We start from the raw sequence: 22,595 nt of genomic DNA, 5'->3' as shown, positions 1-22,595 counted from the left end.
AATTCTTCCCACCTTTTGCAGCGAGAGCGTTGTAGCAATGAAAAAACAAGCACGCCTGTTTAGCGCATTAGCCCTGAGTATTGGGATGAGCCTTGCCGCCGCACCAGACGCGATGGCAACGCTACCAGCACAAATTGCGGGCCAGCCGCTGCCAAGTCTGGCACCGATGCTGGAAAAAGTGTTACCTGCCGTGGTCAGTGTTCACGTTGAAGGCACTGATTCGGGTGCACAGGCTCAGGATATTCCTGAACCCCTGAAGCGTTTTTTCGGCCAGATGCCTGGCGGAAATAGTCAGCCACAGCCGTTTGAAGGCTTAGGTTCTGGCGTCATCATTGATGCCGCGAAAGGTTACGTGCTGACCAACAATCACGTGGTCAACGGTGCGGATAAGATCAACGTACAGCTTGGCGACGGCAGCGAATATGAAGCCAAACTAATCGGCCATGATGAGCAGACCGATATCGCGCTGATTCAGATTCAGGGCGCTAAAAACCTCACGCAGGTGAAAGTCGCGGACTCTGACCAGCTGAAAGTGGGTGATTTCGCCGTGGCGATCGGTAACCCGTTTGGTCTGGGGCAGACCGCCACCTCCGGGATTATTTCTGCGCTGGGCCGCAGCGGCCTGAACCTGGAAGGGCTGGAAAACTTTATTCAGACCGATGCTGCGATCAACCGTGGCAACTCAGGCGGTGCGCTGGTCAACCTTAACGGTGAGCTGATCGGTATCAACACTGCGATTCTGGCCTCCAGCGGCGGTAACATCGGTATCGGCTTTGCTATCCCGAGTGATATGGCGATGAACCTCGCGCAGCAGCTGATTAAATTTGGTGAAGTGAAGCGCGGTCAGCTCGGCATCAAAGGCACTGAAATGACAGCCGATATGGCTAAAGCATTCAATGTCGATGCACAGCGCGGCGCCTTTGTCTCTGAAGTCTTACCGCAATCTGCCGCGCAGAAAGCGGGCGTGAAGTCAGGCGATATCATTACGTCGATCAACGATAAGCCGATTACCAGCTTCGCTGAGTTACGCGTCAAAGTGGGCACCACGCCGCCAGGCGAGCAGGTTAAACTTGGCCTGCTGCGCGAAGGTAAGCCGCTAACCGTTACCGTCACGCTGGAACAGAGCGCCCAGAGTACCGCCAGCGCTCAGCTGATGTCACCTGCACTTCAGGGCGCAACCCTGAGTGATGGACAGACCAAAACCGGTGATAAAGGCGTGAAGGTCGATACCATCGAAAAAGGTACGCCAGCCGAACAGGTTGGCCTGCAGAAAGATGATGTGATTATCGGCGTTAACCGCAATCGTGTTCAGACGATTGCAGAAATGCGTAAAATTCTGGAAGGAAAACCGCCGGTACTGGCACTGAATGTGGTGCGCGGCGATGAAAGTATCTATCTGTTGTTGAGATAAACCTCGCATTACGGCGGACACAAGCGCGTGTGTGTCCGCCGCTCTCATGTTATTCTCCCCTGCGATCTCCCCTGGCGTGATTTAACACCATGTTTCTTAAACTTTTGCGTGCCGTGGTGCTGGGCCTGATTGTGGCGGGTATTTTGCTCGCAGCATTGCCTGCACTGCGTATGGGCAGCGACGCCCTCTATAACCACGACAATATTACCGACGAAACGCCCTTTAGCTTCAATCAGGGGGTGCGCCGCGCCGTGCCTGCCGTTGTGAACGTTTACAACCGCAGCGCCCACGGCAACAACAATCGTGGCATCACCACCCTGGGCTCAGGGGTGATCATGAATACAAAAGGCTACATCCTTACCAACAAGCATGTGATCAACAATGCCGATCAGATTATCGTGGCATTGCAGGATGGCCGCTTCTTTGAAGCGACGCTGGTGGGTTCCGATGGCATGACCGATCTGGCCGTACTGAAGATTACGGCTTCTGGCCTGCCTGTTATCCCGATTAATCCCAACCGGCAGCCGCATATCGGCGATGTGGTAATGGCAATCGGTAACCCCTATAACCTCGGTCAGACGGTAACGCAGGGTATTATCAGCGCCACAGGCCGCGTAGGCCTGAGTTCGTCAGGCCGGCAGAACTTCCTGCAGACCGATGCCTCAATCAATCAGGGTAACTCCGGCGGTGCGCTGATTAACTCACTCGGCGAGCTGATGGGCATTAACACCCTGACGTTTGATAAGAGCAATGATGGTGAAACCCCGGAAGGGATTGGCTTCGCCATTCCAACCGTCTTAGCCTCAAAAATCATGGACAAGCTGATTCGTGATGGCCGGGTGATCCGCGGCTATATCGGCATTACCGGGCGTGAGTTACCGCCGCTGCATGGACAGGGCAGCAATCTGGATCGGGTTCAGGGCATTATTGTCAGCGTGGTCACGCCAGATGGGCCAGCGGATAAAGCCGGGATTCAGGCCAACGATGTGCTGCTCAGCGTTAATGGCAAGCCGGCCATCTCCGCGCAGGAGACCATGGATCAGGTGGCAGAAATTCGTCCGGGTTCAGTAATTGATGTGCAGGTGCTGCGAAACGATCAGAAGCTGACGCTGCCGGTCACCATTCAGGAGTTTCCTGACAGCAGCAGCTGATTGGCGGGGTTTTAGACTATCAGCAATGCCTTAGCCTGACGGGCAGGGGTGGCCCATCTGAAGAGCAAAGCGTCCGAGTCAGGATGGCGAGGCCGCCCTGCAGGGATGCAGGATTCCTTTGCGGTCAGATGGGCCATCCCTGCCCTTTTCATCCGGACTTTTAGCAACGATCCACCGGAAACGCGATCACTTCACTCAATGACTCCGCTTTCAACGCCAGCATGATCAGGCGATCAATACCCAGCGCGACCCCGGAACAGGCTGGCATACCATGCGCCAGCGCATCCAGCAGATAAGTATCAATAGGATGCACAGGCAGGCCGCGCGCCGCACGGCGGCGGTTATCCTGCTCAAAGCGCTGACGCTGCTCACGGCTGTCGGTCAGTTCACGGAAACCGTTCGCCAGCTCAATGCCCTTGTAATAGACCTCGAAACGTTCAGCCACACGGTGATCTTCCGTACTGATCTCCGCCAGTGCCGCCTGGCTGGCCGGGAAGTGATAAACGAAGCAGGGTTTATCCTGACCAATCTTTGGTTCCACACCCAGCATAAACAGCAGCATCAGCAAGGTATCGCGATCCTCTTCTGCGCGCGCCAGCTCGCCTTCACCCAGCTTTTCAGCAGCTTCTCGCAACTGCGCTTTATCCGCTGACAGCGGATCCAGCTCCAGATGGCGGATAAATGCCTGCTGATAAGAGAGCGACTCGGCGCTGTCACACTCCAGCACCTGCTGCATCAGATCATCGACTTCGTTCATCAGACGGTACATATCGTAATGCGGCCGGTACCACTCCAGCATGGTAAATTCGGGGTTGTGGTGACGCCCCGCCTCTTCATTGCGGAAGCTGCGCGCCATCTGGTAGATCGGGCCACTGCCCGCCGCCAGCAGGCGTTTCATATGATATTCCGGGCTGGTCATCAGCCAGAGATCGCGACCCTGCGCTGCACCAGGCCCGACAAAACGCGTCTGGAACGGCACCAGATGGATATCGGTAATCGTTGCCTGGCTCATCGCCGGCGTATCGACTTCCAGCACGCCGCGATCGGCAAAGAAACGACGCACTTCGGCTAAAATAGCGGCGCGTTTTAACAAATTGGCGATGGGTGCGCTTGGTTGCCAGCTTGCCGTTTCGCTCATGGTGATGACTCCTGATACAAATTAGGGGGGGAAGTCTACCTGCAATGCCTGCGGCAAACAATCTCGTGCCCGTGCTGCCAAAAACAGCGTTTCGGCTTCTATACTTAAGCGGTTAAATCACAAAGGAATCCCACTATGTCTCCATGGAAAACAGTTGTTGCCAGCCTGAGTGCTTTTCTCTCTGTTGCCTGTAGCACCACGCCGCCAAAGAACGTCACGGTCGTTGATAACTTTGACAGCCAGCGCTACCTCGGTCAGTGGTATGAGATTGCCCGCCTTAACCACCCCTTTGAGCGTGGCCTTGAGCAGGTGACGGCAAACTACAGCCCGCGTGAAGATGGCGGTCTGAAAGTGATCAATCGTGGCTATAACGTCAAAAAGCAGCGCTGGCAGGAAAGCGTCGGTAAAGCCTACTTCACTGGTGAACCCCAGCGTGCGTCACTGAAAGTCTCTTTCTTTGGCCCCTTCTACGGCGGCTATAACGTTATCGCACTGGATCCCGACTATCGCTATGCGCTGGTGTGCGGCCCGAATCGCCACTATCTCTGGATACTGTCACGGACACCCCAACTGGAGCCGGGCGTGAAAGAGAAACTGGTTGAACAGGCGCGTCGGGATGGTTTCCCGGTCGAAGAGTTAATCTGGGTAAAACAGAAATAGTGCAGAATATGACAAGCCGGTACGAAAAGTCTTTCGTACCGGTTGGAATAACAGGTTACTTCGTGCTGTTCTGAATCGCCTGGCCACCCGCTTCAACATCTTCACCGACGCCACGCGTGGTATTACACGCCGTCAGCAGAGAAGAGAGCACCAGTACAGAGAAGATTGCGGCAATACTTTTCTTTAACATAACAATGTCCTTTTTGATGGATGTAAAGTACAGCGCTTTAAGCATAGCCGGATTTCAGGCAGTTGCTGCTAGCGGGACTCTAAAAAGGACAATCAGTTAAGGTCATTTTGCCGCACGCGAAATGGCACCGCCTAAGTGGGAGACATCTTCGCCAAAACCGTGGAATGTGTTGCAGGCGCTAAGCGCAGAAGAGACCAGCAACGCGAATGCGATTAATTTTGCCAGCTTGATCATTTTTTTCTCTCAGACAAGAAAAAGGCGCATCAGAAGATGCGCCTGCGAATCTTATTTTACGCGTGACACGTATTCGCCAGAGCGGGTGTCAACTTTGACCACTTCGCCTTCCTGAACGAACAATGGCACTTTCACCACGGCGCCGGTAGACAGCTTGGCTGGCTTGCCGCCAGTACCCGCCGTATCACCTTTCAGGCCTGGATCGGTTTCGATAACTTCGGCTTCGATAAAGTTCGGCGGCTGAACGGCAATTGGACGACCGTTCCACAGCGTAACGATACATTCAGCGTTATCCTGCAGCCATTTTGCTGCATCGCTTACCGTCTTCTCTTCAACCTGGAACTGCTCAAAGCTTTCCGGGTGCATGAAGTGGTAGAACTCACCGTCGTTGTACAGGTAGTTCAGGTTGGTATCTACTACATCTGCGCCTTCGGCGGAGTCGGTAGATTTAAAAGTTTTCTCAACGCGAGAACCCGTCAGCAGGCGACGCATTTTAACGCGTGCGAATGCCTGACCTTTACCCGGTTTAACGAACTCACTGGATTCGATGGCATACGGCTCGCCTTCAAACATGATTTTAAGACCGGGACGGAAATCGTTGCTAGAATAAGTCGCCATGAAGGCCCTCTACGAAAATTGACACTGGTACTAAGCCAAAAAAATGGCACACATTGTAACCCTAAAAACACCTTCCAGAGAAGATTGGTTGCAGCAACTTGCGGATGTTGTCACTGAACCTGATGAATTACTGCGGATTTTAGCCCTTGATCAGCACACTGAGCTGGCTGAGGGCGCGGATGCGCGGCGTCTTTTCGCCCTGCGTGTTCCGCATGCGTTCATCCGCCGGATGAAAAAAGGCGATGCGCACGACCCGCTGCTGCTTCAGGTGCTGACCCGCCGTCAGGAATTCATCGATGCGCCAGGTTATAGCACCGATCCGCTCGATGAACAAAGCAACGTTGTACCTGGATTGCTGCATAAATACCGAAACCGGGCATTATTACTGGTAAAAGGCGGCTGCGCCGTCAACTGTCGCTACTGCTTTCGTCGTCATTTTCCCTATCAGGACAATCCCGGCAACAAGCGTAGCTGGCAGGCTGCGCTGGACTATATCGCCGATCATCCTGAGCTGGATGAGATCATTTTTTCCGGCGGCGATCCGTTGATGGCGAAAGATCATGAGCTTGCCTGGCTGCTCGCGGCGCTGGAACCGATCCCGCACGTGAAGCGTCTGCGCATCCACAGTCGTTTACCGGTAGTGATACCGGCGCGCATCACCGATCAGCTCTGTCAGATGCTCAGCGAAACCCGCCTGCAGGTGCTGATGGTGACGCACATCAACCATGCGCAGGAGATTGATGATGAGCTGCGTGAGGCGATGAGCAGCCTGAAGCGTGCCGGTGTCACCCTGTTGAATCAGAGTGTGCTGTTGCGTGGCGTCAATGATAATGCCCGGACGCTGGCCACGCTGAGCAATGCGCTGTTTGATACGGGTATCCTGCCTTATTATCTGCACGTACTGGATAAGGTACAGGGTGCCGCGCACTTCTTTGTGTCTGATGAGGAAGCCCGTCAGTTGGTGCGTGCGCTGCTGTCACAGGTCTCGGGTTATCTGGTGCCAAAGCTGGCGCGAGAAATTGGTGGGGAGCCAAGTAAAACACCGCTGGATTTACAGTTACGTCAGGAATAAAAACGGCCAGCGAAAAGCTGGCCGATTCAACAAAGCAGGCGCCCGAGTCACATTATGGGCACTTATATACCTGGCCGGTCATTTTGCTGTCGAGTGGCGCGAACGCGGACAACAGATTCTGCGTCGGGCTGGTTGCACCGTAAATGACGTTGCCGCCCATCTCCGCTGCGCGATTGCGCAGGTCATTGGCTGCACCGCGCAGCGCGCTGGTTTCGCCGCCAGCCCCGCTCAGCCAGTTGCTCTGTGAGCCGGTGATATTGCCCAGAAGCTGGCAGTTATTGCCAGGCTGCTGATCGGTAAACGTCACGCGCTGTCCTGCTGAAGAGAGTTGCGTAGAGCTGCTGCAGCCCGCCAGCAATAACGCGCCAGCCGTCAGTCCGAGCAAGAGGTTAATCCGCATTGTAATCCCCATTTATTATCATCAGAGTCGGGTGGCAGCGTAGCAGAAAAAGATCGCTTTTTTCTGAACATTCATTGCCTTAATCCCGTTATATCACCTCAATATTTCATACTGTGTTCAGGCTGACAGCTTTGCGCTTTCCGATGAGCTTACGGCCGTAAGTCAATCTGGCAGGGCGGTAACAGTCAGCGAGCAGACAGCGGGAGATATCAAGAGGAAAGACGAACGATTGCGCCACTACTTATACTATTTTCCTGCCCAAAAGAAAAACCCCCGACCGTTTCCGATCGGGGGTTCTGTGATGACTTAAGCAGTCAACGGCAATTACATCATGCCGCCCATACCGCCCATGCCACCCATACCGCCAGCGCCGCCGCCTAAATCAGGTGCGTCGCCTTTTGGCAGGTCAGTGACCATACATTCGGTGGTGATCATCAGACCCGCAACAGAGGCCGCGTACTGCAGAGCAGAACGGGTCACTTTGGTTGGGTCCAGGATACCGAAGTCGATCATGTTGCCGTACTCTTCAGTCTGCGCATTGTAACCGTAGTTACCGTCGCCCGCTTTCACGTTGTTAGCAACAACGGATGGCTCTTCACCGGCGTTAGAGACGATCTGACGCAGTGGAGATTCCATTGCGCGCAGCGCAACTTTGATACCGACGTTCTGATCTTCGTTCTGACCACGCAGATCGGCCAGCTGTGCGGCAACGCGAACCAGCGCCACACCACCACCAGCAACCACGCCTTCTTCGACAGCAGCACGGGTTGCGTGCAGCGCATCTTCAACGCGGGCTTTCTTCTCTTTCATTTCAACTTCAGTGGCTGCGCCTACTTTCAGAACGGCTACGCCGCCTGCCAGTTTCGCTACGCGCTCCTGCAGTTTTTCTTTGTCGTAGTCAGAGGTTGCTTCTTCGATCTGCTGACGAATCTGGGTGACACGGCCCTGGATTGTCGCCTCTTCACCCACACCGTCGATGATGGTGGTGGTGTCTTTGTTGATCACAACGCGTTTAGCCTGACCCAGATCTTCCAGCGCCGCTTTTTCCAGCTCCATACCGATCTCTTCAGAGATCACGGTACCACCGGTCAGGATAGCGATATCCTGCAGCATAGCTTTACGACGGTCGCCGAAGCCTGGTGCTTTAACCGCGGCCACTTTCACGATGCCGCGCATGGTGTTAACCACCAGTGTTGCCAGCGCTTCGCCTTCAACATCTTCCGCGATGATCAGCAGTGGTTTGCCCGCTTTCGCAACGGCTTCCAGCACTGGCAGCATTTCACGGATGTTAGAAATTTTCTTGTCAGCCAGCAGGATGAACGGCGATTCCAGTTCAATTGCGCCAGTTTCTGGCTTGTTGATGAAGTAAGGAGACAGGTAGCCACGATCAAACTGCATACCTTCAACCACATCCAGCTCGTCCTGCAGGCCGGTGCCTTCTTCAACGGTGATCACGCCTTCTTTACCGACTTTTTCCATCGCCTGAGCAATCAGCTGGCCTACGGTTTCATCGGAGTTAGCAGAGATAGTACCAACCTGCGCAATCGCTTTAGAGTCTGAGCAAGGTACAGACAGCGCTTTCAGTTTCTCAACCGCAGCGATAACTGCCTGGTCGATACCGCGCTTCAGATCCATCGGGTTCATACCCGCTGCGACCGCTTTCAGGCCTTCAGTGATGATTGACTGTGCCAGTACGGTTGCCGTGGTGGTACCGTCGCCCGCAGCGTCGTTCGCTTTAGAGGCCACTTCTTTCACCATCTGCGCGCCCATGTTCTCGAACTTGTCTTCCAGCTCGATTTCACGTGCGACAGAAACACCATCTTTAGTGATGGTCGGTGCACCAAAAGATTTATCCAGAACCACGTTACGGCCTTTAGGGCCCAGGGTAACTTTTACTGCATCTGCCAGTACGTTCACGCCACGCAGCATTTTTACGCGAGCGTCATTACCGAATTTTACGTCTTTAGCTGCCATTTCAATTGTCCCTTAAATTCGTTTCGTTCAGTGAGTTACGCGAAAAAATTACGCTTCAACAATCGCCAGAATGTCGCTTTCAGAGATGATCAGCACTTCTTCGTTGTCGATCTTTTCGGTTTTAGCACCGTAACCTTCATTGAAGATCACGACGTCACCAACCTTCACGTCCAGCGGCTTAACGTCGCCACTCTCAAGGATGCGGCCATTGCCGACAGCCAGAACTTCACCACGGGTGGATTTACCGGCTGCAGAACCGGTCAGCACGATGCCGCCAGCTGATTTAGCTTCAACTTCTTTACGTTTGACGATGACGCGATCGTGCAATGGACGAATTTTCATTTGATAGCTCTCCTTTGAGAAGTCCAATCATTCAGTTTTGGGGTTGAACACCGGGCTGCATGGCTTCCGGCCTCGTGACCAGAGAGATAGGGCCGCTGCCACCCACTTTCAAGGGGACGGACAATAAATTTTTTACCCGCGAGTAATAAGTGATGGCTTTTTGAACAGAGGATGAGGCAAATAAAAAACGCAACCCGAAGGTTGCGCTTTCAGAAGCTGGGGCTGCAGTTAACGATCCTTGTGATCGTCATGATGCTCAAGGCGATTGCTGTCTTTACGCTCGAACTCGCCATCCATAGTGTAGCCGCTGTCAGGCCCGGCTCCCGGCCCGCGCCAGACGCGCAGATGAGGCATCAGTTTCAGCGTCAGATGCTTCTGCACCGGTGGCAGCAGCAACAGCAGGCCCAGCAAGTCAGTAAAGAAACCAGGCAACAGCAGCAGGAAGCCCGCGATGATCAGTGATACGCTTTTGATCATCTCATTGGCCGGGCTTTCGTTACGCGCCAGCTTCTCCTGCATCAGCATGAAGTTCTTCATGCCCTGATTTTTAACCAGCGAAACCCCGATGCACGAGGTAAAGACCACCAGCAGCATGGTCAGCAGCACGCCCATGACGTGTGCAACCTGAATGAAGAGCGAAATCTCGATCCAGGCCAGAATAAAAAAGACTAATAACGGTATCCAGCGCACCGTACTCTCCTGTAAGTAGGGGCTGAACGGCAGCGTGCCGGTCAGCAGAAAGCGTTCATCCTGAGGATGATAAGAAAAGAGATGGGCACCCGCGCCGCCATTTTCAACCGATCCTGTCAAATTTATCCTGCAGGGTTAATTTTGTAACCAACTTCACATATCGTTAACCAGACGGCAGCATTAAGTGATCTGCATTCGTGCTTTTCTTATGCATCAGAATATGATCGCACATGCCACTGTGAAGACGGATAATATGTCGGCACGGGCACACCACAACAAAATAAACACATCCTTTGTGATGGTTAGCGGCAACAACAAGAAGGTTATCATGGCGAACAACATTCGTATCGAAGAAGACCTGTTAGGTATGCGCGAAGTTCCGGCGGATGCCTATTATGGCGTTCATACTCTGCGTGCGATTGAAAATTTTTATATCAGCAACAGCAAAATCAGCGACATACCTGAATTTGTCCGCGGTATGGTTATGGTAAAAAAAGCGGCGGCGATGGCCAATAAAGAGCTGCAGACCATTCCGCGTAATATTGCCGATACCATCATTAAGGCCTGCGACGAAGTGCTGAACAACGGCCGCTGTATGGACCAGTTCCCCGTGGATGTTTATCAGGGCGGTGCCGGGACCTCGGTCAACATGAACACCAATGAGGTGCTGGCAAACATCGGCCTGGAGCTGATGGGCCATCAGAAAGGGGAATATCAGTATCTTAACCCTAACGATCATGTGAACAAGTGCCAGTCCACTAACGACGCCTACCCGACCGGTTTTCGTATCGCAGTTTACAGCTCGCTGCTGAAGCTGCTTGATGGCATCAGCCAGCTGGCCGAAGGCTTCCAGCGCAAAGCCGATGAATTCCAGACCATCCTGAAAATGGGCCGCACCCAGTTGCAGGATGCCGTGCCGATGACCCTCGGCCAGGAGTTTCACGCCTTCAGCGTGCTGCTGAATGAAGAGACTAAAAGCATTCTGCGCACCGCTGAACTGCTGCTGGAAGTGAACCTGGGCGCGACCGCCATCGGCACCCGCCTCAATACACCGGAAGGCTACCAGCATCTTGCGGTTCAGCGTCTGGCGGAGGTCAGCAACCTGCCGGTGGTGCCGGCGGAAGATTTGATTGAAGCGACCTCTGACTGCGGTGCTTATGTGATGGTCCATTCATCGCTGAAACGTCTGGCGGTGAAGCTTTCTAAAATCTGTAACGACCTGCGCCTGCTCTCCTCCGGTCCCCGCGCTGGCCTGAACGAAATTAACCTGCCAGAGCTGCAGGCGGGTTCCTCTATCATGCCGGCCAAGGTCAATCCGGTCGTGCCAGAGGTCGTTAACCAGGTCTGCTTCAAAGTGATTGGCAACGACATTACCGTGACGATGGCCTCTGAAGCGGGACAGTTGCAGCTCAACGTGATGGAGCCGGTAATTGGCCAGGCGCTGTTTGAGTCAATCAGCATCCTGACGAATGCCTGCTACAACCTGCTGGAGAAGTGCGTTAACGGCATCACCGCCAACCGCGCGGTGTGCGAAGCCTACGTCTTCAACTCGATTGGTATCGTCACTTACCTTAACCCGTACATCGGCCACCACAACGGCGACATCGTTGGCAAAATTTGCGCAGAGACCGGTAAAAGCGTGCGTGAGGTGGTGCTGGAGCGCGGCCTGCTGACGGAAAGTGAGCTGGACGATATCTTCTCGGTGCAGAACCTGATGTACCCGGTTTATAAAGCGAAACGTTATACCGATGAAAATGAACAGTAAGGCTTAATCGACGCTGGTTAACCAAAGGCACACCGCGATCAACACGGTGTGCCTTTTTTTTTGTTACACAGCACACCCAGGTTTTACCGGTTTACTTTTCAGGAGTGATTCATGTTTGTGGTTGAGCTGCTTATCGTCTTAATGGCGATCTGGTTGGGTGCCCGTCTTGGCGGCATTGGTATCGGGTTCGCCGGCGGCATGGGCGTGCTGGTGCTGACGCTGGGATTTGGCATGGTGCCCGGTGCTATCCCGTTCGATGTGATTGAAATCATTATGGCGGTGATCGCCGCAATAGCCGCCATGCAGGTAGCGGGCGGCATGGATTATCTGGTGAGCCTGGCGGAACGCCTGCTGCGCCGTCATCCGCGCCACGTCACGCTGCTGGCCCCGCTGGTGACCTACCTGATGACGCTGCTGGCCGGAACCGGGCACACCGCGTTCTCAACGCTGCCGGTGATTGCCGAAGTCGCGAAAGAGCAAGGCGTTCGCCCTTCCCGACCGCTGTCGATTGCGGTGGTGGCTTCGCAGATTGCGATTACCGCGTCACCGATTTCCGCTGCGGTGGTCTTCTTCGCCACGCTGCTTGAACCGCATGGCGTCAGCTATATCACGCTGCTGGCGATTGCCATCCCCTCAACCATGGTGGGTCTCTTCCTGGCGGCACTGGTGACGAACTTCCTGGGCAAAGAGCTGAAAGATGATGAGGTCTATCAGGCGCGTCTCGCCAAAGGCGAAGTCACGCTGCGCGGTACCAGCGTCTTCCAGGCAAAACCGGGCGCGAAAAAATCGGTGCTGCTATTTCTGATTGGTATTGTGGCCGTGGTGCTCTATGCCACCGCGACCAGCGCCAGTGTCGGGCTGATCGTCAATCCGCCGCTGCCACGCAACGAAGCGATTGTAGTGTTTATGCTGACCATCGCCACACTGATTAGCCTGACCTGCAAGCTCGACACCAGCGAGATCCTCGGCGCCAGTACCTTTAAATCCGGCATGAGCGCCTGTATCTGCGTGATGGGCGTCGCCTGGCTGGGCGATACCTTTGTCAAAGCGCATCTGGCAGATATTCAGATGCTGGCGGGCGACACACTGAAAACCTATCCGTGGATGCTGGCGCTGGTGCTGTTCTTCGCCTCGATGCTGCTCTACTCACAAGCCGCCACCACCAAAGCATTGATGCCCGCCGCGCTGCTGCTGGGCGTGACGCCGCTGACGGCCATCGCTTCCTTCGCGGCGGTGTCCGCGCTGTTTGTGCTGCCGACCTACCCGACCCTGCTGGCCGCCGTGGAGATGGATGACACCGGCTCAACCCGGATTGGCAAGTTTGTCTTTAACCACGCCTTTATCATTCCCGGGGTAATCGCCATTGCGTTGTCGGTACTCTCTGGCTTCGTCTTTGGCGGATTGCTGCTATAGCGCACTCCTCGTGTTACGGATGGAGCGTGCTATCATCGGCGCTCTTTTCAACAGGAGTCACAGGATGAACGCTGTCGTGATCCTCTGCACTGCGCCCGATCAGGCCACGGCAGAGCACCTTGCTGGCTTAGCGCTGGAAGCCCGACTGGCGGCCTGCGTCACCATGCTGGCGGGCGCCACCTCATGGTATCTCTGGCAGGGCAAAATGGCGCAGAGCAGCGAAATTCAGATGCTGCTGAAGTGCGACAGCGATCATCAGCAGGCACTGTGTGATCTGCTTAAAGAGGCCCCCCCTTACGACGTACCCGAATTGCTGGCGCTGCCGGTTCAACATGGAGACAGTGAATACTTGTCATGGCTGCACGCATCTCTCGCTTAATTACGCTTCTGCTGACGCTGTTTATCTGCCTGCAGACGCACGCATCGCTTTTTTCAAACCCGGCGACCAGCCGTTTTGTGCCGGTCGATCAGGCGTTTACGTTTGACTTCGATCAGCAGGGCGCGCAGCTCAACCTGCACTGGAAAGTGAAATCGGGTTACTACCTCTATCGCCAGCAGATCCACATCACGCCGCAGAACGCGACGATGACGCCGCTGACGCTGCCCGCCGGTCAGCCGCATGAGGATGAGTTCTTTGGCAAAAGTGAGATCTATCCGCAGGACCTGACGCTGCCGGTGACGCTGCAACAGGCAGGCCCTGATGCCACGCTCAGCGTCACTTATCAGGGCTGTGCCGCCGCTGGATTCTGTTATCCGCCGGAGACGCGCAGCGTGCCGGTAAGTGAGATTGCAGCCAGCAGCGCGCCAGCACCGGTCAGTGCTCAGCCCGCGCCCGCCAGTCCGCTACCCTTTTCTCCGCTCTGGGCGTTATTAATCGGCATCGGCGTGGCGTTTACCCCCTGCGTACTGCCGATGTATCCACTGATCTCCGGCATCATCCTTGGCGGACAGCGCCACTATTCGCTGGGCCGGCTGTTCGCGCTGGCGATGGTCTATGTGCAGGGGATGGCGCTGACTTATACGCTATTGGGACTGGTGGTTGCGGCAGCGGGTCTGCGTTTTCAGGCCGCATTACAGCATCCTTACGTTCTTTTCTCGCTCTCACTGCTGTTTATCGTGCTGGCGCTGTCGATGTTCGGCCTGTTTACGCTGCAACTGCCCGCCAGCCTGCAAACCCGTCTGACCCTGTGGAGCAATCGTCAGCAGGGTGGCTCGCTGCCCGGCGTCTTCCTGATGGGGGCACTGGCGGGTTTGATCTGCTCGCCCTGCACCACGGCCCCGCTCAGCGCCATTCTGCTTTACATCGCGCAGAGCGGAAATCCGTGGGCCGGTGCCGGAACGCTGTGGCTCTATGCGGTGGGAATGGGATTACCGCTGATCGCCGTGACCCTGTTTGGTAACCGGTTGCTGCCGAAAAGCGGCCCGTGGATGCAAACCGTTAAAGAGGGCTTTGGTTTTGTCATCCTGGCGCTGCCGGTGTTCCTGCTGGAACGGGTGCTGGGCGACGCGTGGGGAGTGCGGCTCTGGAGCCTGCTCGGCGTGGCGTTCTTCGGCTGGGCGTTCAGCGTCAGCCTGCGCGCCAGCAGCGGTAAGTGGCGCGTCGTGCAGATTATCATGCTGGCCGCTGCGCTGATCAGTGCACGCCCGTTGCAGGACTGGGCCTTTGGTGGCCCGGCGGCGCAGCAGGCTGTGGCACCGCTGCCGTTTCATACCATCCAGACACCGCAGCAGCTCGATAGCGCGCTGCAGCAGGCCCGCGGCCGCATCACCATGGTCGATCTCTACGCTGACTGGTGCGTCGCCTGCAAAGAGTTTGAAAAATATACCTTTAGTGACAGCGCCGTGCGCGATAGCCTGAGTCAGGTACAGCTGCTCCAGGCCAACGTCACCGCCAACAACGCCAGCGACAACGCGCTGTTGCAGCATCTTCAGGTGCTTGGTTTACCGACGATTTTGTTCTTCGATGCGCAGGGCCGTGAAATCCCCGACTCGCGCCTCACCGGATTTCTCAATGCCGCCGACTTCAGAGCGCATTTGCAGAAACTTACCCCGTAAACAACACTGGAGTCAGGTCATTGCCCGGTGAATGACCGGGCCTGCATACCAGAGGAGAGTCACTTGCAGCGTGAACAGATACTCGAGCATGCATTGAATGTGCTTGAACAGAACGGCCTCGCCGCCACCCTCTCATTGGAAACCCTGGCGGGACAGACTGAATTAACCCTTGAGCAGCTTCAGCTGTTCTGGCCCGATCGTGACGCTCTGCTCTATGATGCGCTGCGCTATCATGGCCAGCAGATCGAAACCTGGCGACGCCAGATCCTGCTGGATGCGTCGCTGTCACCGGATCAGAAACTGATGGCACGCTACGAAGTCCTGAGTGAGCAGGTCAGTAAAGGACGCTTTCCGGGCTGCCTGTTTATCGCCGCCTGCAGCTTCTACCCGCAGCCCGATCAGCCCATCCATCAACTGGCCGAACAGCAGAAACGCGGCTCATGGCAGTTCACCCACGACATTCTGGTTGAGCAGGCGCTGGACAACCCCAGCATGGTGGCCGATCAGATGGAGCTGATTCTTGAAGGCTGCCTGAGCAGGCTGCTGGTGAAACGCAATGTGCAGGATGTCGCCACAGCCCAGCGTCTGGCCGAGGATGTCTACAGCATCGCGCTGTGCCGCAAAAATGGCGCGCTGGCCTGATGTTTTGCCCGTTTTGACTGAAAATCAGGCAATCAGTCACGTTTCCAGGGGTTTTTTAGTGAAAGCCGTTGACGACCCGCGGCCTTTACGGTTTAATGCGCCCCGTTGCCCGAATAGCTCAGTCGGTAGAGCAGGGGATTGAAAATCCCCGTGTCCCTGGTTCGATTCCGGGTTCGGGCACCAAAATTTAAAGAACCCGCCTCTGGCGGGTTTTTGCGTTCTGGAGCGAACCCGTTATCGAAGGTTCAATAGACTCGCCACATCCAGTGGCTCGCCCATCTCCTTCAATTCACGCTTCGTCAGGCCCACTCAGCGTCTGACTGCCGATGTTCGTAAAATAGTTCCCCTGAACCAGTTCGCTGCTGACAAAATCCACAAATGCTCTGACCTTCGAGGATAAATGGCGGTTAGAAGGCCAGATTAGCGACATCGATCCTAATGGCAGCATGTATTCAGTCAGCAAAGGGACGAGTAATTCTTTTTCAAATGCTTCTTCAGCAACATAGACCGGCAGATGAGCTACGCCTGATCCATCAATGGCTGCCCGCAACCCAGCGTGAGTATTGTTGAATATAAGATCCCTGGGAAGGTCCAGGTTTTCAAAATCGGCAGAGAAAGCCCAACTGGCGATTCGACCACTTGAGGGATATTTGAAATGTATGCAGCGATGGTGGACCAGATCAGCAGGGTTCAAAGGGACGCCATGCGTTTTTAGATACTCTCTGCTGGCACAGACGACAAAATACTGCTCTCCCAGCTTTCTGCTCACAAGGCGGTTATCTGCCAGCTCACCACTTCTCACCGCGACATCTATTCCTTCCGCAATCAGATCCACCACGCGATCTTCAAAATCGATATCAAGCTGTATATCAGGGTACTTTTCAATAAAACGTGGAAGTATGGGCATCAAAAGGGAATGCCCGAAAATTTGCGGCACGCTGATATGTAATCTGCCGCAGGGCGTGATGCGCGTTTCGGCAATCAGAGCTCTGGCATCGCGAATCTCATTCAGGATGAACTTACACCGTTCATAGAAGACATTCCCTTCTTCAGTCAGACCGATGCTGCGCGTTGTCCGATGAAAAAGCCTTACCCCGAGTTCGTCTTCAAGTTTCGCCACGCTCTTTGCAATCGCTGAAGAAGAGATGCCTGACACCCTTGCCGCTGCAACATAGCTGCCCAGTTCAGCCGTATAAACAAACGCCCTGAGACCTCGCAGACTCTCCATCCCCCCCCCCTCCAATTGTGGAATTTTTTTCCTTAGTGTAAGTACCTTTACTTATATTTACAATGATGTCACTGCATTTTAGTCTTGATGAAAATGAATTGTTAAATTACCTGAAAGGCACTGTCGCTTGTCAAATTTTCAAAATAGTAAGAGTACCTCCCCGGCTTTATTAATTCCGTTAATAAACCGGATGAAATTCTTTTTATAAGCTTCAAAAAACTGAAAGCTTGACTGTTATTTTTTGGTCAAAGGAAACCCTTATATGGAGAAGCATCGTGAGTGAATTAGTACATACCCTTTCGCCTGAAACTGTTATTGACAATGGATTGGTTATCTATTTTGCTGGTTCAATCAGAGCCGGACGGGATGATGTTCCTGTTTACGCGAAACTGATTAATAAGCTCAAGGGCTACGGTAAAGTTATTACCGAACACGTGGGTGATTACAGTTTATCTGATGGTGGTCAGTCTTTCCTGGGTGACAAATTTATTCATGACCGTGATTTGCACTGGCTGCGCCATTCCCAGGTAGTTGTCGCTGAAGTCACAACTCCAAGTCTGGGAGTAGGTTATGAAATTGCGACAGCAATCAGCTGGCGTATTCCTGTTATCACGCTCTACAGAAAAAATGAAAAAAACGTTTCAGCCATGATATCTGGCAGTGATGGATGTCGCCATTATGATTATCAGCAGGTTGAAGATGCCTTTCAGATTATCGAAAGTGAAATGGCGAAGTTAGGTTATGAGGTCGCCCATGAATCGTAATATTACGCATGCGCTGGTTAATACCGTAAATAACATCATGATGAATGGTAACGATGTTGGCTCACGCGATCAGGAGCAACGGGAAGTTCTCTCTACATTAACCAAAATCAGCCATCCCACAGAGCGATTCCTGGTATTACCCCACAGAAATAATAACGTCTTTGCGCAGGTTGCAGAAACGATGTGGGTACTCGCTGGACGGGATGATCTGCACTTCCTTAAACATTATCTTCCTCGCGCAGAAGACTATTCCGATGACTCACTGACCTGGCGAGCAGCCTACGGACCCCGGTTACGCAAATGGAAAGGGAAAGTAGACCAGTTGCAGGGAGTAGTGAATCGCCTTAGAGAAGATCCGCTGACAAAACGTGCAGTAATGAATATCTTTGATCCTGAAACGGATTATCAGGAAACAAAAGATGTTCCCTGTAATAACTGGCTGCACTTCATCCAGCGAGGCGGTTATCTTGATTTACATGTTACCGTCCGCGCGAATGATGCCATCTGGGGATTCAGCGGCATTAATTTTTTTGAGTGGAGCGTTTTACACGAGATTATTGCTAATACGCTTGGGTGGAAAGTCGGAAAGTTATCCTGGTATGTAGGCACATTCCATATCTATAACCGTCATTACTCGACTGCAGAGAAAATCAGCAGCATGAAGAACCCGGTAAGCATGTACGAATGCCAGATTAACCCGACCAAAATAACCACGTGTGCAGAAAATATTGATGAAGTGTTGGCAATGGTTTTTCAGGCTGAAGAGGCTTCACGAAACGGCAACTTTAAAAATTCGTCTGAGATCGAGAAGAATATAGCCGATCCTTTTTTCAGAAAGGCCGCGACCTTGTTGAAAATTTATAATGCGCTGCAGCTAAATGTCGATCGGGACATTATCAATAATTACCTCAAAGAGCTGGGCAATAGTGATTTCCACATTGCCGCACTTGAATATCTTAGCAGGAAATGGAAATCCCAGGAAACATTGGCAGCAGTCAGCACGATTTCAGATGAATTTTATCAGGCATTTACCTCGATGAAGAACCCGGTAAATAGCAGTCTAATCACTTAGTTTTAAAGGTCTCTGCGTGAAAACCACATTAAAAATATCAGTGCCAAACATAAAACGTTCCAGACTATTTGTTGCATCGACAATATTAAATGCAACGGGTGGTGGATTGATCATGGCGTTTATGATGATCTACTTTGACAGAACGACAACGCTTACGCTCTCAATAATAGGCGTAGCTATTGCCACAGGCCGTGCCCTTTCCTCTTTAGTACCTGTCCTGATAGGAAGGTTACTGGACAGACTCGGTCCTAAAAAACTGTCGATATGGGGCGATTTTATCAGCGGCGCGGGTTTTGTCATGTGTCTTTTCGCCAGAGACCCTTTTACCATAATGCTGACGCAGTTTTTTACCCAGGCAGGATCTCATATTTTCTGGACGAGCAACCGAGGGCTGGTTTCACTGGCTTCAGGTGGGAAAGGGACTCAAACCTGGTTCGGACTTATTGCGTCTATCAGGAATATTGGTCTGGGACTGGGCACCATCTTTACTTCACTGGCTTTTTCTGTTGATTCTGACAGCAGTCTGCATTTTATTATTATTGCGTCGGCATCACTTTACTTTCTATCCTGCCTGGCACTTTTGATGTGGCATCCTGTAGCCGTGCAGACGGTAAAGAATAGCCACAAAAAAGCAGAAAGTCATAATATTAGAAAAGTGTTGAGCGATCCCAGCTATCGCCAGCTTCTGATTGTCAACTTTGGCTTAGTCATTGCTGCAATGGTTATTCCGCTCGTAATTGTTATTTATGCAACCAAACAACTTGGCCTTCCTGCTTTTTTCTCAGGCGGACTGGTCATTTTAAACACGGCCATTGTGGCGCTAATCAGCACCCATATTGCATCATGGACAAAAGAGAACGATCCCGTCCAGAACATAAAACACGCTTATTACCTGAATATTCTTTCATTCATTATTTTCTGGTGTGCCAGCATAACTTTAAATAACCAGATAGTTACTGGTGGGCTGTTAATTGTTGCGATGCTTATTTACAGCCTTGCAGAAATGTTATCTACGCCGTCGGTTAACATGCTAAGTATAAAACTAGCCCCGGAAGTAAATAATGGAAATTACATGGCTGCCTTCCAGATGACCTGGTCGGCAGGAATGACGTTGTCTCCGGCAATTTTTGGCTGGCTGCTGGATATGAATACGCATTCCACCTGGATAGTACTGCTCTTACTGACCGCAGTCACTTTTAGTCTGGGATTCAAAAATTTAAAAGGAGGAGTTAATGAATACAACTATTAATGGAAATAAAAGCATACTGGTTATTGAGCCGATCGGTATGGGAGGAGAGCTGCTTCTTAAGGCAATACGCGCACTGGGTTATCATTCAGTCGTCGCCACAACAGAAGAAGTCTATGACTCCATGCTGCAAGAAGTCTCAGGCATGATTGATGACCTCATTTTTCTGGACTTTTCAGTGCGCCAGCTGGCCATTGAGACGCTGGTCAGCGAAGCGAAGAAGAAAGGCGTTTCCGGGGTAGTTGTCGCCTGGGAGTTCCTGACAGATATCGCAGCAGAAGTCGCACAAAGGCTCGATCTTTGCGGTCCGGATGCCTCGCTTTCCAGAGCCAGAAGAAACAAATATGACATGTACCGCACGCTGTCGAAGGCAGAGTGTCCGTTACCGGCACTGCTGGCGGTATTAACCGACAAGGATGATGTGCATCAGCTTCCTCTGGAAGAGCTGGCGTTTCCTCTGGTGGTCAAACCGGCTGAAAATGCAGCCTCCTTTGGCGTTTCAGTGCTGATGGAGTGCAACGAGTTTCCTCAGGCATGTAAAGACGCATCACAATGGACACATGAATATCCACACGGTATTCCTTTCAGCAAAGAAATTCTGGTTCAGGAATATATTCCCGGACAGGAGTTTAGTGTTGAAGGCCTTTCCGTCTCAGGTCGATATGCGCCCTGGGGTGTGACAATGAAGTTCACCACGCCCGGCAAAGCTCGTGCAGAAACCGGACACATTTTCCCGGCGCCTGTTCCTGACGCCTTACGCGATGAGATTCTGAACGTTGCCACTCAGGCGGTTATTGCCCTGGGCATCACGAATGGCATAAGCCATACCGAAATCAAATTAGACAAAGAAGGAAAGCCACGCGTTATTGAGAGCTGTTCACGGCCAGCAGGTGACTATATTCCTCGCCTTGTCGCCCTTTCCACCGATCAGGACCCGCTTGAAATCTATGCCCGCCAGGCCGTCGGTATGCTGGATAGTGACTTTAAACCTGCCGTGCCTAAACGCTATTGTGCCATTCAGTTTGTCCGGCCTGACGCCGAAGGCGTTTTAAAGCAGCTTGAAATTCCTTCCAGGCTGGAAAATGCATCCGTCATTGAAACCCGCTCTACCGTTAGTGAAAATTCACCGGTAAAACCGGGCTCAACAAATATTGAACGTCTGGGATGGGCCATTTTTACCGCTGATTCTGAGCAGTCAATACTTTTGGCTATGGATGAATTTTCACAAAGCACCAGGGTCTCTATCGTATGAGTGATTTTCCCGTACTCTGCATCCGCTCGCTGGATATAAGCCAGGCATCACCTTTTCTCGAAATGGCATGGGAAACGATCAAAAGCAGGCACAGTGATTCAAGACTGCTGCTCAAAGATCAGCCTCACTTTTCGTCTCCGATGGGGCCTGATGCCGCAATTGACGATGCCCAAAGTGAGCGTCAACCGGCTTACGTCAGCCATGTTATTTCCTGGTCTATTCCCAATGAAAGGACCATTGAAGACATCACTTTGTCAGAAGGCGTCAGCGCGGTCCCTGGCCCAATTAATGCTGTATATAAGCTCGCCGATAAAAGAGCAACCAAAATGCTTTTTGAGCAATTCGCCCTTCCTACGCCGCGCTGGGAACTTCTGGACCGAGAATTTACACATGGCGAGCTTTTAAAACCGGGCTGCAGAGACAAACTTGAGCAGGAACTGGTCAGCCATATTGCTTTTCCCGTCATTCTGAAACCTCTGTGGGATTGTATGGGGCATGGTATTGAGATAATCAGTAACAAAGACCAGCTGATCAAGACGCTGAGTCAGAATCAGCGCAAGAATATTTTAATTGAGTCCTTTATTGATGGTGCGCTTGGTTGCATAGAAATTGCTGGTACGCCGGGGAATTACTTTTTCCAGCCTCCCTGTTATACCGGCCAGAGTTCACTGGGAGTTCGCTCTGATTTTGATACGATACGCGTTTGTCATCCTGGTCTTTTCAGCAAACAGTTAACCGGTGAGGTCCAGACAAAACTGATTCTCCTATTAAATCACCTGGGGTTCAATGGTGTCTGCTGCGTCGATTTTATTGTTACGGAAAACAGCCTTTATCTTCTGGAAATTAACCCACGTATTAGCGGAATCAGTTGCCTGAGCTCAGCAGCAAGCGGCGTCAATTCATTTGAGTCAACGTACCTTATTTCTTCGGGTCAATGGCAGGCACCGCTTCCTTATCAAAGTCGTCAGGGAGCCGCTCTGCAACTGGGCGGGAAATATGCAGATGAAATCAGTTCTGTTATTCGCGACGAAGGCAATAACGTCACAGTTTACCGTGACAACATCATTACGGTAGACGGAAAAGACTCACGAAATATGATTGCCGGCGGAACGATCAGCAGCATTGAGAATGTGTTGCAGTCTGTTCAGCATAGCTCGCTTAGCTTTATCGCTTCAACGCTACGCATAGCTTAGTCCCGCACAGTATTGCCTGACGTAATCAGGAGCAGGTCTGCCTGGCGTCCCGCTTTACAGGCTGATGCATCCGGGATAAAAAGTT

Annotated in this window: 23 protein-coding genes and 1 tRNA gene; 15 read left to right on the top strand and 9 right to left on the bottom strand. The window is 52.7% G+C overall.

Annotated features, from left to right (window positions below):
* Window positions 1-37 precede the first annotated feature (37 nt).
* Window positions 38-1,411 (top strand): serine endoprotease DegQ, encoded by a 1,374-nt coding sequence (degQ, locus tag NIM72_RS14075; protein WP_010251960.1) that lies wholly within the window; start codon window positions 38-40, stop codon window positions 1,409-1,411.
* An 89-nt stretch (window positions 1,412-1,500) separates the two neighbouring features.
* Complete coding sequence (gene degS / locus NIM72_RS14070; protein WP_161731774.1) at window positions 1,501-2,562, top strand: outer membrane-stress sensor serine endopeptidase DegS; 1,062 nt, start codon at window positions 1,501-1,503, stop codon at window positions 2,560-2,562.
* 160 nt (window positions 2,563-2,722) lie between these two features.
* On the opposite strand, the gene epmA is transcribed toward degS, so the two are convergent.
* Window positions 2,723-3,700 carry an elongation factor P--(R)-beta-lysine ligase gene (gene epmA / locus NIM72_RS14065; protein ID WP_161731772.1) on the bottom strand — a complete coding sequence of 326 codons (978 nt, stop codon included), beginning with the start codon at window positions 3,698-3,700 and terminating at the stop codon, window positions 2,723-2,725.
* Between the two features lie 135 nt (window positions 3,701-3,835).
* On the opposite strand from epmA, the gene NIM72_RS14060 reads away from it, so the two are divergent.
* The gene (locus tag NIM72_RS14060; RefSeq protein WP_061061424.1) at window positions 3,836-4,360 is read left to right on the top strand and encodes a lipocalin family protein; all 525 of its coding nucleotides are present in this window, start codon (window positions 3,836-3,838) and stop codon (window positions 4,358-4,360) included.
* Between the two features lie 55 nt (window positions 4,361-4,415).
* Here NIM72_RS14060 and NIM72_RS14055 read toward each other — a convergent pair whose 3' ends face one another.
* The 3 genes from NIM72_RS14055 to efp form a co-directional block, all read right to left on the bottom strand.
* Complete coding sequence (locus tag NIM72_RS14055; protein WP_003848302.1) at window positions 4,416-4,550, bottom strand: entericidin A/B family lipoprotein; 135 nt, start codon at window positions 4,548-4,550, stop codon at window positions 4,416-4,418.
* A gap of 102 nt (window positions 4,551-4,652) precedes the next feature.
* Window positions 4,653-4,784, bottom strand: a complete 132-nt coding sequence (locus NIM72_RS14050; protein ID WP_003848306.1) for an entericidin A/B family lipoprotein — start codon at window positions 4,782-4,784, stop codon at window positions 4,653-4,655.
* A gap of 51 nt (window positions 4,785-4,835) precedes the next feature.
* Complete coding sequence (gene efp, locus NIM72_RS14045) at window positions 4,836-5,402, bottom strand: elongation factor P (RefSeq protein WP_010251979.1); 567 nt, start codon at window positions 5,400-5,402, stop codon at window positions 4,836-4,838.
* 43 nt (window positions 5,403-5,445) lie between these two features.
* Here efp and epmB point away from each other — a divergent pair, with 43 nt between their 5' ends.
* Window positions 5,446-6,474 (top strand): EF-P beta-lysylation protein EpmB, encoded by a 1,029-nt coding sequence (gene epmB / locus NIM72_RS14040; RefSeq protein WP_222924700.1) that lies wholly within the window; start codon window positions 5,446-5,448, stop codon window positions 6,472-6,474.
* 52 nt (window positions 6,475-6,526) lie between these two features.
* On the opposite strand, the gene NIM72_RS14035 is transcribed toward epmB, so the two are convergent.
* The 4 genes from NIM72_RS14035 to NIM72_RS14020 form a co-directional block, all read right to left on the bottom strand.
* Window positions 6,527-6,874: a DUF4156 domain-containing protein gene (locus NIM72_RS14035; protein ID WP_008925394.1), complete on the bottom strand. Its 348-nt coding sequence runs from the start codon at window positions 6,872-6,874 to the stop codon at window positions 6,527-6,529.
* Window positions 6,875-7,198: 324 nt separating this feature from the next.
* On the bottom strand, window positions 7,199-8,848 hold the full coding sequence (gene groL / locus NIM72_RS14030; protein ID WP_003848314.1) for a chaperonin GroEL: 1,650 nt from the start codon (window positions 8,846-8,848) through the stop codon (window positions 7,199-7,201).
* A 48-nt stretch (window positions 8,849-8,896) separates the two neighbouring features.
* Complete coding sequence (locus NIM72_RS14025; protein WP_009092502.1) at window positions 8,897-9,190, bottom strand: co-chaperone GroES; 294 nt, start codon at window positions 9,188-9,190, stop codon at window positions 8,897-8,899.
* Window positions 9,191-9,418: 228 nt separating this feature from the next.
* Window positions 9,419-9,880 carry an FxsA family protein gene (locus NIM72_RS14020; RefSeq protein WP_222925504.1) on the bottom strand — a complete coding sequence of 154 codons (462 nt, stop codon included), beginning with the start codon at window positions 9,878-9,880 and terminating at the stop codon, window positions 9,419-9,421.
* A gap of 328 nt (window positions 9,881-10,208) precedes the next feature.
* On the opposite strand from NIM72_RS14020, the gene aspA reads away from it, so the two are divergent.
* From aspA to NIM72_RS13990, 6 genes are all read left to right on the top strand, one after another.
* Window positions 10,209-11,645 carry an aspartate ammonia-lyase gene (gene aspA / locus NIM72_RS14015; protein WP_150011885.1) on the top strand — a complete coding sequence of 479 codons (1,437 nt, stop codon included), beginning with the start codon at window positions 10,209-10,211 and terminating at the stop codon, window positions 11,643-11,645.
* 111 nt (window positions 11,646-11,756) lie between these two features.
* Window positions 11,757-13,058: an anaerobic C4-dicarboxylate transporter gene (locus tag NIM72_RS14010; protein WP_161731767.1), complete on the top strand. Its 1,302-nt coding sequence runs from the start codon at window positions 11,757-11,759 to the stop codon at window positions 13,056-13,058.
* Window positions 13,059-13,122: 64 nt separating this feature from the next.
* A complete protein-coding gene (gene cutA, locus NIM72_RS14005; protein WP_253420813.1) occupies window positions 13,123-13,437 on the top strand; it encodes a divalent cation tolerance protein CutA in 315 nt (104 codons plus the stop codon).
* Entirely contained in the window at window positions 13,413-15,113 is a 1,701-nt protein-coding gene (locus tag NIM72_RS14000) for a protein-disulfide reductase DsbD (RefSeq protein ID WP_222924701.1), read from the top strand. Before cutA ends, NIM72_RS14000 begins: the two co-directional genes overlap by 25 nt.
* Window positions 15,114-15,176: 63 nt before the next feature.
* Complete coding sequence (locus NIM72_RS13995) at window positions 15,177-15,755, top strand: transcriptional regulator (RefSeq protein WP_161731761.1); 579 nt, start codon at window positions 15,177-15,179, stop codon at window positions 15,753-15,755.
* A 107-nt stretch (window positions 15,756-15,862) separates the two neighbouring features.
* Window positions 15,863-15,938, top strand: a tRNA-Phe gene (locus NIM72_RS13990).
* Window positions 15,939-16,044: 106 nt separating this feature from the next.
* Here NIM72_RS13990 and NIM72_RS13985 read toward each other — a convergent pair.
* Window positions 16,045-16,983: a LysR family transcriptional regulator gene (locus tag NIM72_RS13985; RefSeq protein ID WP_150011895.1), complete on the bottom strand. Its 939-nt coding sequence runs from the start codon at window positions 16,981-16,983 to the stop codon at window positions 16,045-16,047.
* A gap of 275 nt (window positions 16,984-17,258) precedes the next feature.
* Between NIM72_RS13985 and NIM72_RS13980 the strand changes: the two genes are divergently transcribed.
* From NIM72_RS13980 to NIM72_RS13960, 5 genes are read left to right on the top strand one after another with little or no spacing between them, the layout of a single operon-like run.
* A complete protein-coding gene (locus NIM72_RS13980; RefSeq protein WP_161731759.1) occupies window positions 17,259-17,747 on the top strand; it encodes a nucleoside 2-deoxyribosyltransferase in 489 nt (162 codons plus the stop codon).
* Window positions 17,737-18,819 carry a thymidylate synthase gene (locus NIM72_RS13975; protein WP_181161909.1) on the top strand — a complete coding sequence of 361 codons (1,083 nt, stop codon included), beginning with the start codon at window positions 17,737-17,739 and terminating at the stop codon, window positions 18,817-18,819. The genes NIM72_RS13980 and NIM72_RS13975 overlap by 11 nt, the downstream gene beginning before the upstream one ends.
* A 16-nt stretch (window positions 18,820-18,835) precedes the next feature.
* Window positions 18,836-20,068 (top strand): MFS transporter, encoded by a 1,233-nt coding sequence (locus NIM72_RS13970; RefSeq protein ID WP_161731755.1) that lies wholly within the window; start codon window positions 18,836-18,838, stop codon window positions 20,066-20,068.
* On the top strand, window positions 20,052-21,317 hold the full coding sequence (locus NIM72_RS13965) for an ATP-grasp domain-containing protein (RefSeq protein WP_140922733.1): 1,266 nt from the start codon (window positions 20,052-20,054) through the stop codon (window positions 21,315-21,317). Before NIM72_RS13970 ends, NIM72_RS13965 begins: the two co-directional genes overlap by 17 nt.
* Window positions 21,314-22,510 carry an ATP-grasp domain-containing protein gene (locus tag NIM72_RS13960; protein ID WP_161731753.1) on the top strand — a complete coding sequence of 399 codons (1,197 nt, stop codon included), beginning with the start codon at window positions 21,314-21,316 and terminating at the stop codon, window positions 22,508-22,510. Before NIM72_RS13965 ends, NIM72_RS13960 begins: the two co-directional genes overlap by 4 nt.
* Window positions 22,511-22,595 lie beyond the last annotated feature (85 nt).

The sequence above is a fragment of the Pantoea sp. B550 genome (assembly GCF_024158165.1).
Classification (GTDB): Bacteria; Pseudomonadota; Gammaproteobacteria; order Enterobacterales; family Enterobacteriaceae; genus Pantoea; species Pantoea alfalfae.
This window is presented reverse-complemented; position numbering and strand designations above follow the sequence as displayed.

Coding starts and splice junctions, on each gene's coding strand:
- degQ (WP_010251960.1), top strand. CDS start 38: ATGAAAAAACAAGCACGCCTGTTTAGCGCATTAGCCCTGAGTATTGGG.
- degS (WP_161731774.1), top strand. CDS start 1,501: ATGTTTCTTAAACTTTTGCGTGCCGTGGTGCTGGGCCTGATTGTGGCG.
- epmA (WP_161731772.1), bottom strand. CDS start 3,700: ATGAGCGAAACGGCAAGCTGGCAACCAAGCGCACCCATCGCCAATTTG.
- NIM72_RS14060 (WP_061061424.1), top strand. CDS start 3,836: ATGTCTCCATGGAAAACAGTTGTTGCCAGCCTGAGTGCTTTTCTCTCT.
- NIM72_RS14055 (WP_003848302.1), bottom strand. CDS start 4,550: ATGTTAAAGAAAAGTATTGCCGCAATCTTCTCTGTACTGGTGCTCTCT.
- NIM72_RS14050 (WP_003848306.1), bottom strand. CDS start 4,784: ATGATCAAGCTGGCAAAATTAATCGCATTCGCGTTGCTGGTCTCTTCT.
- efp (WP_010251979.1), bottom strand. CDS start 5,402: ATGGCGACTTATTCTAGCAACGATTTCCGTCCCGGTCTTAAAATCATG.
- epmB (WP_222924700.1), top strand. CDS start 5,446: ATGGCACACATTGTAACCCTAAAAACACCTTCCAGAGAAGATTGGTTG.
- NIM72_RS14035 (WP_008925394.1), bottom strand. CDS start 6,874: ATGCGGATTAACCTCTTGCTCGGACTGACGGCTGGCGCGTTATTGCTG.
- groL (WP_003848314.1), bottom strand. CDS start 8,848: ATGGCAGCTAAAGACGTAAAATTCGGTAATGACGCTCGCGTAAAAATG.
- NIM72_RS14025 (WP_009092502.1), bottom strand. CDS start 9,190: ATGAAAATTCGTCCATTGCACGATCGCGTCATCGTCAAACGTAAAGAA.
- aspA (WP_150011885.1), top strand. CDS start 10,209: ATGGCGAACAACATTCGTATCGAAGAAGACCTGTTAGGTATGCGCGAA.
- NIM72_RS14010 (WP_161731767.1), top strand. CDS start 11,757: ATGTTTGTGGTTGAGCTGCTTATCGTCTTAATGGCGATCTGGTTGGGT.
- cutA (WP_253420813.1), top strand. CDS start 13,123: ATGAACGCTGTCGTGATCCTCTGCACTGCGCCCGATCAGGCCACGGCA.
- NIM72_RS14000 (WP_222924701.1), top strand. CDS start 13,413: ATGGCTGCACGCATCTCTCGCTTAATTACGCTTCTGCTGACGCTGTTT.
- NIM72_RS13985 (WP_150011895.1), bottom strand. CDS start 16,983: ATGGAGAGTCTGCGAGGTCTCAGGGCGTTTGTTTATACGGCTGAACTG.
- NIM72_RS13975 (WP_181161909.1), top strand. CDS start 17,737: ATGAATCGTAATATTACGCATGCGCTGGTTAATACCGTAAATAACATC.
- NIM72_RS13965 (WP_140922733.1), top strand. CDS start 20,052: ATGAATACAACTATTAATGGAAATAAAAGCATACTGGTTATTGAGCCG.
- NIM72_RS13960 (WP_161731753.1), top strand. CDS start 21,314: ATGAGTGATTTTCCCGTACTCTGCATCCGCTCGCTGGATATAAGCCAG.